Annotated in this window: 12 protein-coding genes; 2 read left to right on the top strand and 10 right to left on the bottom strand. The window is 61.6% G+C overall.

Going from position 1 to position 11,491, the window contains the following annotated elements:
- Positions 1 to 22: 22 nt before the first annotated feature.
- The 5 genes from BN1118_RS19230 to BN1118_RS19210 all read right to left on the bottom strand — a co-directional run bounded on the left by BN1118_RS19230 (position 23) and on the right by BN1118_RS19210 (position 7,449).
- Positions 23 to 1,237 (bottom strand): aldose 1-epimerase family protein, encoded by a 1,215-nt coding sequence (locus tag BN1118_RS19230; RefSeq protein ID WP_043557544.1) that lies wholly within the window; start codon positions 1,235 to 1,237, stop codon positions 23 to 25.
- Between the two features lie 302 nt (positions 1,238 to 1,539).
- Positions 1,540 to 3,138, bottom strand: a complete 1,599-nt coding sequence (gshA, locus tag BN1118_RS19225; protein ID WP_043557543.1) for a glutamate--cysteine ligase — start codon at positions 3,136 to 3,138, stop codon at positions 1,540 to 1,542.
- Positions 3,139 to 3,197: 59 nt separating this feature from the next.
- Positions 3,198 to 6,011: a M16 family metallopeptidase gene (locus BN1118_RS19220; protein WP_043557542.1), complete on the bottom strand. Its 2,814-nt coding sequence runs from the start codon at positions 6,009 to 6,011 to the stop codon at positions 3,198 to 3,200.
- A 26-nt stretch (positions 6,012 to 6,037) separates the two neighbouring features.
- Positions 6,038 to 6,475 (bottom strand): YqaA family protein, encoded by a 438-nt coding sequence (locus BN1118_RS19215; RefSeq protein ID WP_043135490.1) that lies wholly within the window; start codon positions 6,473 to 6,475, stop codon positions 6,038 to 6,040.
- Complete coding sequence (locus BN1118_RS19210) at positions 6,472 to 7,449, bottom strand: NADP-dependent oxidoreductase (RefSeq protein ID WP_043557541.1); 978 nt, start codon at positions 7,447 to 7,449, stop codon at positions 6,472 to 6,474. The genes BN1118_RS19215 and BN1118_RS19210 overlap by 4 nt, the downstream gene beginning before the upstream one ends.
- A 56-nt stretch (positions 7,450 to 7,505) precedes the next feature.
- On the opposite strand from BN1118_RS19210, the gene BN1118_RS21930 reads away from it, so the two are divergent.
- The gene (locus BN1118_RS21930) at positions 7,506 to 7,673 is read left to right on the top strand and encodes a hypothetical protein (protein ID WP_005308905.1); all 168 of its coding nucleotides are present in this window, start codon (positions 7,506 to 7,508) and stop codon (positions 7,671 to 7,673) included.
- A gap of 49 nt (positions 7,674 to 7,722) precedes the next feature.
- Here BN1118_RS21930 and BN1118_RS19205 read toward each other — a convergent pair whose 3' ends face one another.
- Entirely contained in the window at positions 7,723 to 8,721 is a 999-nt protein-coding gene (locus tag BN1118_RS19205; protein WP_043135488.1) for a hypothetical protein, read from the bottom strand.
- Between the two features lie 345 nt (positions 8,722 to 9,066).
- On the opposite strand from BN1118_RS19205, the gene BN1118_RS19200 reads away from it, so the two are divergent.
- On the top strand, positions 9,067 to 9,384 hold the full coding sequence (locus tag BN1118_RS19200) for a hypothetical protein (protein WP_043557540.1): 318 nt from the start codon (positions 9,067 to 9,069) through the stop codon (positions 9,382 to 9,384).
- A gap of 53 nt (positions 9,385 to 9,437) precedes the next feature.
- Here BN1118_RS19200 and BN1118_RS19195 read toward each other — a convergent pair whose 3' ends face one another.
- The 4 genes from BN1118_RS19195 to rpsF form a co-directional block, all read right to left on the bottom strand.
- The gene (locus BN1118_RS19195) at positions 9,438 to 10,181 is read right to left on the bottom strand and encodes a ferredoxin--NADP reductase (protein WP_043557539.1); all 744 of its coding nucleotides are present in this window, start codon (positions 10,179 to 10,181) and stop codon (positions 9,438 to 9,440) included.
- 100 nt (positions 10,182 to 10,281) lie between these two features.
- Positions 10,282 to 10,728 (bottom strand): 50S ribosomal protein L9, encoded by a 447-nt coding sequence (gene rplI, locus BN1118_RS19190; RefSeq protein ID WP_043135484.1) that lies wholly within the window; start codon positions 10,726 to 10,728, stop codon positions 10,282 to 10,284.
- A gap of 49 nt (positions 10,729 to 10,777) precedes the next feature.
- Positions 10,778 to 11,008 carry a 30S ribosomal protein S18 gene (gene rpsR / locus BN1118_RS19185; protein WP_005313392.1) on the bottom strand — a complete coding sequence of 77 codons (231 nt, stop codon included), beginning with the start codon at positions 11,006 to 11,008 and terminating at the stop codon, positions 10,778 to 10,780.
- Positions 11,009 to 11,038: 30 nt separating this feature from the next.
- The gene (gene rpsF / locus BN1118_RS19180; protein ID WP_005313395.1) at positions 11,039 to 11,428 is read right to left on the bottom strand and encodes a 30S ribosomal protein S6; all 390 of its coding nucleotides are present in this window, start codon (positions 11,426 to 11,428) and stop codon (positions 11,039 to 11,041) included.
- Positions 11,429 to 11,491 lie beyond the last annotated feature (63 nt).

Raw genomic sequence — 11,491 nt, 5'->3', positions numbered from 1 at the left:
CTTTTTGCTGTGTGCTTGCCACTCAGGGCAGCTTGACCAGCGGCTGCTCGCGCAGCTCTGTGGGACGGCCGGCCTGGATCTTATCCACCTGGGCCAGCGCCTGCTTCACCTCCTCCCCATTGCGCAGCAGGCGATAGGTCAGATCGAAGGTCTTGGTCTCCCCCGGCTGGATCTTGGGTACCAGCCCCAGCGGACGCTGGTACTTGGTGCTGTAGGCATAGCTGGTGCCGGGCTCGATACCCGTCACATAGCCCTGGGCCCGGGTGTCGGTGTTCTTCCACAGAGTCAGCACGGGCAACTGGTGCGTGTTGTAACCCACAGCCACACCGGCGCTGCCCTGCCGGTTGTTCAGCACCGCCAGGGTATTGCCCTCGGCGTCGCTGTAGGGCACCAGATTGAACACCATCTCATCGAAGCCCTTGGTCGGCCCCAGATAGGTTTGCCAGCTCTTCAGCCCCGCCTTGGCGTAGTCGTTGAACGGGGAGATCTGCTTCACCGGGGTGCTGACGCGCGCCCCCTCCTCCAGGATCGGCGCCCCGAAGTTGCTGTGATAGATGATCTGGTACTCGTTCTCGTAGTCGGCGTGGTTGGTCAGCTTGTCCTGCAGGGCAAACTCCGCCTGACCGGGCACTACGCTCAGCTGGGTCCAGGTGACCAGTTCGCTCATCTTGAAGGTGCGCTCGTCCACCCGGCCCAGCACGTGAATGGCATAGGGCGGCTCCTCGTCTATGGTCACGCTGACCACGGACGCCGGTATGTTCTGCACCCGGCCGTGCAAGCTCTTGAGGCGGCCGTCGTCGTCGACTCCGGGGTGACCGGTCCACTCGTAGCCGCAACGCACCAGCATCTCGTTGAAGCCATCGAGCCAGCCCAGACCGGCGCGGCTCTCCAGATCGATGAAGGCCGGGTTGACCACCTCCTTGACGGGAGAATCCCAACCGAGGCGCACATCGGCCCCCTTGACCTCCTTGATCCCCATGCCGCGGGTCGGCACCAGGGTAATCTTCATCACGCCGTTGTCGACGATCAGCAGATCCACCCCCTCCTGACGCCCGCCGTGCAGCCGCTTCTTCTCGACGGAGAAGGGTACCGGGCTCTTGATCCCCAGCTTGTCGCTGCTGATCTTCCAGTCCCCCACATCCAGCCCCTGCTGGGAGTCGGTCAGCAGAAATTCGGCGGCCTGGCCCGAGCTCGCGCCCAGGGCGAGCAGTACGGCAATGGAGAGTCTCTTCAACATGGATTTATCCTCGTGTCTCTTGTTCTTGTGAATGGTTTTTGTGAAAGCTGAATCGTTTCAGTTGCCGTGACGTTAGGCGCCCACGGCGCAAGACTCAAGCCGCAAAAGGAGGAAATGTGAGCGGATTGACAATAAAAGCCCCACCCGCCCTGCTGAAGTGAAGGCTGACTCACACTTATTTTCGGGCGCCATTTTCGAACGCTCGGGGCCACGGAAATACGCAGGGGAGAGGCGGGAGAGGCGGGAGAGGCGCAATAAAAAAGCCGCTCCAGGAGCGGCTTGCGGATCGAAAGGCGGACGGATCAGGTCGTGGTCTGGCGGGTACCGAAGTAGTCGGCCAGGAAGTCGTCGAACGACAGGCTGTCGCTGCGCTCCCGCTCCCGCTGCTTGGCCAGCGATTCCCGTGCCTCGCCCGCGAAGTAGGCCTGGTCCCAGTACTGCAGCTCGCCAGCCAGCATCTCTTCCCGATAGCGGCTCGCCAGCTCGTCACCGAAGCAGCCGTTGTCCTGGCCGCTTTCCAACAACTGCTTGAGCAGGCGGGCCGAGTAGGTCAGCTCGGGATTGAGCAGCTTCTCGCGGTGCATGGCCAGGGTCTCGCGGTAGCGGTTGCGGCCACAGCAGCGATCCAGCAGGGAGGCCACCTGAGCCAGCTCGTCGAACAGCTTGAGACCGAACTCCTTGAGGCCGATGGCGTTGCCTTGCTCGTCTTCAAGCTCCAGGCCGGGGCGACGCCCTTCCAGCACCACCTTGTTCTGGTTGCGGCGATTGCGGGCAATCTCCTCGTCACCCAGCACGGGAGACGGGCGCAGCAGGCACCAGACCAGGAACAGATCGAAGAAGCGGATCTGATCCACATCTATGCCGAACGGGGTGAAGGGGTTCACGTCCACGGTGCGCAGCTCTATGTATTCGATGCCGCGCTGCTCCAGCGCATCCGAGGGTTTCTCGCCGCTGCGCGGGGTGCGCTTGGGCCGGATCGGTGCGTACAGCTCGTTCTCCAGCTGCAGCACGTTGTCGTTGAGCTGACGGTACTCGCCGTTCACCTTGACCCCTATCTTGGCAAACTCGGGGTCATGGGTGCTGATGGCGCGGCGCAGGCTGGCCACATAGGCGGGCAGGTTGTCGTGGCTGATGTTGAGCTTGCTCTGGGAGCTGCTGGTGTAGCCGAGATCAGACAGGCGCAGGGCAGTGGCATAGGGCAGATAGAGGGTACCCTTGCCGGTCTTCTGGAACGGCAGGCTGCTCTTGCGTCCCTTCAAGAAAGAATCGCAGATGGCCGGTGAAGCACCGAACAGGTAAGGCACCAGCCAGCCGAAGCGGTAGACGTTGCGAATCAACCCCATGTACTTGTCGGAGATGAAGCGCTGGCTGCAACAGCCTTCGCATACCAGATCCTGCCACTCGCTCCAGAAGCTGTCCGGCATGGAGAAGTTGAAGTGCACCCCGGCGATCACCTGCATCAGGCTGCCGTAGCGGTTCTTCAGCCCCTGCCGGTAGAGGGTCTTCATCCGCCCTATGTTGGAGCTGCCGTACTGGGCCAGCCGTATGCTCTCCTCGTCGCCGACGAAGCAGGGCATGGAGAGCGGCCAGATGCGCTCGTCACCGAGATGATGGATGGCGTGGCGATGGATGTCGCCCAGCTGTTCGATCAGGCTGTCGATGGAGTCGGTGGCCGGGGTGATGAACTCCAGCAGGCTCTCCGAGTAGTCGGTGGTGATGTTGGCATGGGTCAGGGCCGAGCCCAGACTCCTGGGGTGATCCGTCTGGGAGAGGGTCCCTTCCGGCGTGATGCGCAGACATTCACGTTCGATCCCGCGCCGGATCCCCTTGAGGGCCGTCAGCCGTTCCGGTGAACCCAGGGCGGTCAACAACTCGGTGAGTGACAAGCTAGTAGTAGTCATATTCACGGCTCATGTGTGGCCGCCCCACAGGGGGGCGGCGCTATTTTTATGAAGCGCCCTCAGGGCAGCTGCAGCGGATAGATGGGAAGATGAAGCTCCTTCAGGGGTTTTTCAAGCTTTTGCTTGTCACCCACCACCACAATCACCATGTCGGCCGGATCGAGCCAGCGGGCGGCGCTGGCTTTGAGCGCCTCGGGTGACACCGTTTTGATCAGCTGGTTCTGGGCCTGCACATAGTCCGGCTTCAGGTCATACATGATCATCTGCAGCAGGAAGCCTGCCTTCTGGCCCAGGGTTTCGTAAGAGAGCGCATCCTGCTGGGAGACGGCGCTGCGCATGTAGGCCAGCTCCACCGGGGTCGGGCCGGTCGCGCGGTAGCTGTCCATCTCCTTGAGGAACTGACGGATGGCATCCACGGTCGCATCGGCCCGCACATTGGCGCCGGTGGCGAAGGTACCCACCTCGCGGTTGGCGGAGAAGCCCGAGCTGGCCCCGTAGGTGTAGCCCTTGTCTTCGCGCAGGTTGAGGTTGATGCGGCTGTTGAAGTTGCCCCCCAGGTTGAAGTTCATCAGCCCGGCGGTGAAGTAATCCCCCGTGGTATCAAACGCCATGGCACGACGACCGATGCGGATCACCGACTGGGGTGCCCCCGGCTTGTCCACCAGATAGATGCCCGGCTTGGCCTGCTCACCCTTGGGTTTGAGGCTGCCGAGTACCGGCGTGGCGCCCTTCCACTGGGTCAGGAAGCCGAGTTGATCCTCCACCTGCTGCTGAGCCACATCCCCGACTACCACCACCTTGGCGTTGGTCGGGTTGTAGTAGTTCTGATAGAAGCGCTTCACGTCCGCCAGGGTCAGCTTCTCGACGTCGGCCAGCACACCGTCACCCGGTTGACCGAGGCGGTTCTGCTTGCCATAGACCAGCTCGCGGAACGCCTGGCCTGCCAGCCACTCCGGCTGCTGTTCGCTCTGCTTCATGCCTTGCAGCATCTGCGCCTTGACCCGTTCGAAGTCCGCCTCCCGCATGCCGGGCCGCTCAAACACCTCGCGCACCAGCGCCAGTGTCTGGGGCAGCTTGTCGGTCAGGCTGCTGATGGTGACCAGGTTGCTGTACTGGGCACTGGAGACGCTGACGCTGGAGCCGAGCTTTTGCAGCTCATCGCTGAGCTGGGCCTCGGTCAGGCGTACCGAGCCCTGTCCCATCATGCTGGCGGTGAGGCTGGCGAGCCCCAGCTCCCCCTTGCCTTCGGCCCGCATGCCGCCCGGCAGGGCGACCATGATGGAAACGGCCGGGATCTCGTCACTCTGGGTGCCGATGATCTCGATCCCCTTGTCGAGCTTGCCGTGCCAGATGGCGGGCACCTTGACACTGACCGCATCCGCCGCCTTGGGCTGCACGCTGCGATCGAAGTTGTCCTTGACCGGGCGCAGTGCCAGCGGCTCCCCATGCTGGCTGTAATCGGGCAGCTCGCGCTTGGCGGGGGTAAAGTTCGGCTTGGTCACCTGCCAATCCGTCTTGCCCTTGGGCACCACGCTCAGCACCACGGCCGGCTTGTCCACGATGAACTTGTCATAGGCCGCCTTGACCTGCTCAGGGATCACCTTGCCGATGGCATCCAGGCTCTTGAACACATAGTTGGGATCCTGGGCGAACACCTGGCCCATGGCGAGCTGGCTCACCTTGCCGGAGACGCTGTCCAGACCCCAGATGGCCGAGGCGCGATAGCTGCTGATGGCCTTTTCCAGATCCTCCGGCTTGAGGCCGCGACCGGCAAACTCGCCGATCACCTTGTCCACTTCCCCCTTGAGGGTCTTGAGGCTGCCATCCACCGCCGGGTTGGGATAGGCATAGACGGTCAGGGTGCAGGCCAGCTCCTCGCAGTAGTGGGAGGCGCCCACGTCTATGGCCTTGCCGGTTTTCACCAGCGACTGGTAGAGCATGGAGCTGGCGGAGCCGCCGAGCACGTCGGCAAACATGTCCAGCGCCGGCTCCTGCGGATCGCCGAGAGCGACGGTCGGGTAGCTGATGTAGAGCAGCGGCAGATGGACCTTGTCCTCCAGCGTCACGTAGCGGGTCTCGGGCAAGCTCACCGGCTCCGGGGTCGGCTCGGCCACGTCAGGACCGCGCGGGATGGAACCGAAGTACTGCTCGATCCAGGCCAGCGCCTGTTTGGTATCGAAGTCGCCGCCCAGGGTCAGGGTGGCGTTGTTCGGGCCGTACCAGCGCAGGAAGAACTGCTTGAGGTCATCCACCCCGACCCGGTCCAGATCCTCCACATAGCCGATGGGCTGCCAGGAGTAGGGATGGGTGCGCGGGTAGAGCGCCTCCCCCACCTTCTCGCTCACCAGGCCATAGGGCTGGTTGTCGATGCGCTGGGCGCGCTCGTTCTTGACGGTGGCGCGCTGGATCTCGAACTTCTTCTGGCTCACCGCATCGAGCAGGAAGCCCATGCGATCCGCTTCCAGCCAGAGCACCTTCTCCAGCTGATTGGCCGGCACAGTCTCGTAGTAATTGGTGCGATCCTTGTTGGTGGTGCCGTTCATGTCGCCACCCGCCTCGTTGATGATCCGCATATGCTCCTGATCGCCAACGTGTTTCGAGCCCTGGAACATCATGTGTTCGAAGAAGTGGGCAAACCCGGACTTGCCCACCTGCTCGCGGGCCGAACCCACGTGATAGGTGACGTCGAGGTGCACCAGGGGATCTGACTTGTCGGGCGCCAGGATCACGGTCAGACCGTTGTCCAGCTTGTACATCTGGTAAGGGATGCCGAGCTTGCCCTCTTCCTTGACCTGCTCCGACACCAGGGTGGGGGCTGCCAGCACGGGCAGGGTGAAGCCCAGAAGAAGACTTAATGGAATGAGTTTGTTCACGGTTACCTCGTGAGTGAAGAAAGGGGCTAGAAAATGTGACTGGCCAACAGAAAAACCAGGGCATAACGCAATAATTTGCCAAGCCCGATCAGGATGAGAGAGCGCCAGAAGGAGAGACGCAGCCAACCGGCCAGCAGACAGAGGCCATCGCCGACCACGGGCGTCCAGGCCAGCAGCAGACACCAGTGACCATGTTGTTTGAGCCAGCCGAGGGCTTTTTGTTCCCCACGGCCTTGAAAATCTTCCGGTTTTTTCTTGAAGGTGGCGAGCCAGCCGAGCCACCAGGTGGTCATGGAGCCGAGGGTATTGCCAAGCGTCGCCCACAGCAGCAGGCTGGTCATGCTCCACTCGCCCTTGGCCGCCATGGCCCCCAGCAGCACTTCCGAGCTGCCGGGCAGCAGGGTGGCGGAGGTGAAGGCGCTCAGAAACAGCCAGCCCAGCCCCATCTCGGCAATGCCAGTCATCCGGGCTGACCATCGGCGGCAGGCATGCGCAGCACCAGCTTGCCACGCACATGACCCTGTTCGATGGCCTGATGGGCCAGCGCCCCCTCGGCCAGAGCAAACTCGCCACCGACCGTGATGTGTACATCCCCCTGGCGCAGCAGGATCAGCATCTGGGCCAGCTGTTTGCTGTCGGGGTGCACCAGCATGCCGAGCACCTCTATGCCGGCATCGACCGCCGCATCCTTGATCTGCTGGGCCGTGATGGTGGGCACAGTCACCAGACGGCCACCGGGCTTGACGCAAGCCATCGCCGCCTTGCCGCTCTCGCCGCCCACCAGATCCAGCACCAGATCGACCTGCCCACCCAGGGCCAGGATCTGCGCGACCCAGTCGGCGTCGTGGTAATCCACAAGATGACCGGCCCCCAGGCCATGGAGAAAACCGTGATTGTCACGACTGGCCGTGGCGACCACCTCGGCGCCGTAAGCGCTGGCAAACTGCACCGCCAGATGGCCAACCCCGCCGGCACCGGCCAGGATCAGCACCCGCTGCCCGGCCTTGAGGGCACCATGTTCAAACAGCCCCTGCCAGGCGGTGAGACCGGCCAGCGGCAGGGCTGCGCCCTGTTTGAGGCTGATGCCATCTAGCTTGACCAGCGCCTCTGCGTTCACCACAGTGCTGTCGGCATAGGCGCCGCCCGCCAGCGGAAAGCCCACCATGCCGCACACTTGATCTCCCTCTGCCAGCGAGGTCACGCCTGGGCCCACCTTCTCAATCACGCCAGCCACATCATAACCCGGCGTCCAGGGCAGCTTGTCCTTGTTCTGGGCCGCCGCCCAGCCAAGGCCGGCCCGGGTCTTGGCATCGATGGGATTGACTCCCGCAAAGCAGATGCGCACCCGGACTTCCCCCTCGGCGGGCACCTTGCCCTGCGAAGGGTTGAGCTTGAGTACCGAGGGGTCGCCGAATGCGGTAATCTGTAGCTGCGTCATTGCACAATCCATCCTGTTGACTGATCAAGGGTCAACAGAATAACAGCGAGGACACCATGGCTCGAATGTTTCTTATTCCTCTGTTGCTGGCCCTGGGGTGGTGGGCGTTTCTGCTCTACTTCCGCATCCCGCTCAAACAGGGGGCCAAGGGGTTTTACTGGATCATCGGCATAGGTGGGGGGCTGGCCGCCTTCCTCAGCCTGATGATGGTGCTGACTCACTAGCGCCGCCCGCACGCGGCAACAAAAAGGCCACCTCTAGGTGGCCAGATCATCAACCCGCTTGCGCGCTGAGGTGGTAGTGGCGATTGCTGCCCTGCCCCAGCACCCCCTGGGCCAGCAGATGCTGAAATACCCTGTCCACCTCTTCCAGCGACAGCGACAACGCCTCGGCTACCCCGCGCTTGCTGCACTTGAGCTCGCCGCTCTCCAGCACGGAGCGCACCTGGGCCACCACGGCGGGCTCGGGTTCCGGCTTGCTCGCCACCGGGGGCGCAGTGATCGCCGCCTCCGCCTGCCGCGCCGCGGCCTGCTCCCGCGCCTGCTGCCACAGCCAGATGCGACGAAAGCGGTTCTCCTCGCCGATCAGGCTGACGAAGAAGGCGCCAAACACATCCAGCAGCACCGAGAGGAAACAGACCAGCAGAAACTGCACCTGGCTGATACTCATGCCCACCCCGTCCGCCAGACTGCTCATCAGCCCCAGCATGGAGGACTGCTCGTTGAGCGGCTTGGCGTCCCGCTCCTGGCGCAACTCATCCTGCTTCAACCTGAGCTTGGTGTTGGCCTGCTGCAAGCCGCTGACGCCGCTGGAGATACGCGCCATCTCTATGTACTTGCGGGCCGCCTCTTCGTTGAGCTGGATCTGGCGCTCTATGCTGGCGATCTGCTCGTCGAAACGGGCCAGCTCCCGCTCGTGGCGCGCCTGCTGGCTCAAGATGGTGTTGGTGGCACTGTTGATGCCACCTATGCTGCCGCCGATGGAGATGGCGGCCAGCACGCTGTAGAACAGCAGCGACCAGAAGGCACCGCCGAGATCGCGGCGCGCCTTGCACTCGCCGTACTCGTACCAGACGTAGAACTTGCCCAGTTCGAAGATGATGGCCAGACCGCCGAACAACCACTTCATCAGGGGGTTGTCGTCGATGGAGAGAAACAGCAACAGGGAGAAGACGATGGAGGCCAGAATGGCCAGCCCGGTAAAACTGTACACCGTGGTCAGAGCGAACCACCCCTTGGGGTAGCGCAATATGGCGGAAGCCTGTGTATTCATGATGAAGTGGGGATACTGTGCAGGAAAAGTTGGCTGCCGATTATAGTCCCCCCATCGACAGAATGAAGGCTAATCGTTTGAATTCAATCAGATACGGCCCTGAATGGACAGGCTGCGACCAGATTGGGCAAATAGCCGCCACCGGCATGATGACGGGCCGAACCCAAGCTGCCAGCCTCGACGCAATGACAAGCGGGCCCGTCGAACCGCAGAAGCGGCGCAGCCCCCCTGGCAAGGTGAGGTGCCAAGCCGCAAAGCCGGCGCAGCCACAATGATGGCTGGTTCCGTTCAGGTTAAGCCTGCACCTTCTAGACTGATAGCAATCACCCTGAATCCGAGGTCATCATGAATAAAACCGCCCTGCTGCTCTCCCTCCTGCTGGTCCATGGTGTGGCCTTTGCGGCGCCGCCCTCCAAGAACAACGATGGCGTCAAGCTCTCCACCGACGACATCAAGCTGGACATCAACTGGGATCAGAAAGAGTACGACTGGTGGCAGAACAACTGCCTGGATCTCGGCATAGGCGACAGCCGGATCCAGCTCAACTGCGACAAGGTGGATGGCAAGTATCGCGATCACTACAACCGCAGCATCCACAGCGGCAACAATCCGGGTCAGGGCCACAACAAGCAGAAGGGCAACGGCAACGGCAAGAAGAACTAGCCGAAACCACAGCAGCCATAACACGGGGGCCCATGGCCCCTGTGTTCATTGGACTACCAGTAATTCTCCGCACTGATGTTGCCCGGCGCCCGCCGCAGGTTCTTGGCCAGCCCCAATGCCAGCAAGGTCTGTTGCGTCTCCTTCACCATGGCCGGATTGCCACAGATCAGCACCTGGCTCAGCTCGGGTGAAAATGCGAGCCCGACTCGCTCCTGCAGTCGCCCGTCGGCGATGGCCGCCGGGATCCGCCCTTCCATCGCATCGGGCCAGGCCTCGCGGCTGACGAAGGGCACGTAGCGAAAACGCTCGCCGTGGCGCTCGGAAAAACCATCGATCAGTGCTCGGTAGCTCAGCTCCTCCCCCTTGCGTACCCCGTGCACCAACACCAGGTTCTCGAAGCGCTCGAACGCCTCGCCGTCCGCCAGCATGGAGAGGAAGGGGCCTATGGCGGTACCTGTGGAGAGCAGCCAGAGATCGTGGCCTGGTGGAAGCTCATCCAGGGTCAGAAAGCCGGTCGCCTGGGATTGCACCAGCAGAGTGTCGCCCGTTTGCAGGGAACCGAGGGAAGGCGTCAGCTCACCGCCCTGGATCTCGACGAAGTAAAACTCGTGGTAAGGCGCAGAGGGGGGATTGACGAAAGAGTAGGCCCGCTGGATGCGGCGCTCACCCTGCTCGAGGGCCAGCTTGGTAAATTGACCTGCCTTGTAGGGGGCGAGTTCGGCCTCCACACGCAGGGAAAACAGGGTGGGGGTCCATTCGATGCGCTCGATGACCCTACCTTCGACCCAGGCTGCCATAAGGATCTCCTCCAGAGGAACAGAACCTCACTTTACCCTTTGATCCCAAAATAAAAAACCCGCGCAAATGCGCGGGTTTTTCTGCAAAAGCGAAACGCTATTACAGGGCAACAACCTGAACTTGTACGGTTGCTTTGACGTCAGCGTGCAGCTGAACAACAACTTCGTACTCGCCGGTGTTACGCAGAACGTTGCCCATGCGGACCTCGCTCTTGGCAACAGCAACGCCGGCAGCAGTGATGGCTTCAGCCACGTCACGGGTACCGATGGAACCGAACAGCTTGCCTTCGTCGCCAGATTTGGAGGCGATGACAACAGCAGCCAGTTCACCCAGCTTGGCAGCGCGCTCTTCAGCGGCAGCTTTACCGGCAGCCAGTTTGGCTTCCAGTTCAGCACGGCGAGCATCGAAAGTCTCGATGTTGGCCTTGGTAGCCATAACGGCTTTGCCTTGCGGGATCAGATAGTTACGGGCGTAGCCAGCTTTAACAGCGACTTGATCACCCAGACCGCCCAGTTTGGCGATTTTGTCGAGCAGGATAACTTGCATTACCTTTCCTCTATAAAAGTTGAGTTAGGCTTAAGTGCCGGGCCGATTCTTACTTGTTGTGCAGATCGGTGTACGGCAGCAGAGCCAGGTAACGAGCACGCTTGATGGCGCGTGCCAGCTGACGCTGATACTTGGCGCGGGTACCGGTGATACGGCTCGGTACGATCTTGCCAGATTCAGTGACGTAGTTTTTCAGAGTAACGATATCTTTGTAGTCGATCTCGGTAACGTTCTCGGCAGTGAAGCGGCAGAACTTACGACGACGGAAATAACGTGCCATGGCCTTTATCCTCTATTCAGTGATCCAGAATTACTCTTCGGAAGACGCTGCTTCAACAGTATCTTCGCGGCGCTCGTCGTCACGACGGACGAAGCGCTCTTCCTTGGCCTTGGCCATCGGAGAAACTTCAGTCACGGCGTGCTTGGTGCGCATGATCATGTTGCGGATAACGGCATCGTTGAAACGGAAGTTGGTTTCCAGTTCATCGATAACGGCTTGCTCTGCTTCCACGTTCATCAGAACGTAGTGAGCTTTGTGCAGCTTGTCGATCGGGTAAGCCAGTTGACGACGGCCCCAATCTTCCATGCGATGGATAGTACCACCTGCGGTGGTGATAGCGCCGGTGTAACGCTCGATCATGCCGGGTACTTGCTCGCTCTGGTCCGGATGAACCATGAAGACGATTTCGTAATGACGCATTTTAGCTCCTTACGGATTAATTCAGCCTCCGCCCAGGTGCAGCCAGACCTCGGAGGCAAGGAA

It is taken from the genome of Aeromonas bestiarum, from assembly GCF_000819745.1.
Lineage (GTDB): Bacteria > Pseudomonadota > Gammaproteobacteria > Enterobacterales > Aeromonadaceae > Aeromonas > Aeromonas bestiarum.
Note: the sequence above shows the minus strand (reverse complement) of the source record. Positions and strands in the feature narration are given on the sequence as shown.

Bases quoted from the DNA above. Each gene is read 5' to 3' on its own strand.
- BN1118_RS19210 (WP_043557541.1), bottom strand. From the start codon at position 7,449: ATGACGCAGCTACAGATTACCGCATTCGGCGACCCCTCGGTACTCAAG.
- BN1118_RS19230 (WP_043557544.1), bottom strand. From the start codon at position 1,237: ATGTTGAAGAGACTCTCCATTGCCGTACTGCTCGCCCTGGGCGCGAGC.
- rpsF (WP_005313395.1), bottom strand. From the start codon at position 11,428: ATGCGTCATTACGAAATCGTCTTCATGGTTCATCCGGACCAGAGCGAG.
- rpsR (WP_005313392.1), bottom strand. From the start codon at position 11,008: ATGGCACGTTATTTCCGTCGTCGTAAGTTCTGCCGCTTCACTGCCGAG.
- BN1118_RS19200 (WP_043557540.1), top strand. From the start codon at position 9,067: ATGAATAAAACCGCCCTGCTGCTCTCCCTCCTGCTGGTCCATGGTGTG.
- BN1118_RS21930 (WP_005308905.1), top strand. From the start codon at position 7,506: ATGGCTCGAATGTTTCTTATTCCTCTGTTGCTGGCCCTGGGGTGGTGG.
- gshA (WP_043557543.1), bottom strand. From the start codon at position 3,138: ATGACTACTACTAGCTTGTCACTCACCGAGTTGTTGACCGCCCTGGGT.
- BN1118_RS19195 (WP_043557539.1), bottom strand. From the start codon at position 10,181: ATGGCAGCCTGGGTCGAAGGTAGGGTCATCGAGCGCATCGAATGGACC.
- BN1118_RS19215 (WP_043135490.1), bottom strand. From the start codon at position 6,475: ATGACTGGCATTGCCGAGATGGGGCTGGGCTGGCTGTTTCTGAGCGCC.
- rplI (WP_043135484.1), bottom strand. From the start codon at position 10,728: ATGCAAGTTATCCTGCTCGACAAAATCGCCAAACTGGGCGGTCTGGGT.
- BN1118_RS19205 (WP_043135488.1), bottom strand. From the start codon at position 8,721: ATGAATACACAGGCTTCCGCCATATTGCGCTACCCCAAGGGGTGGTTC.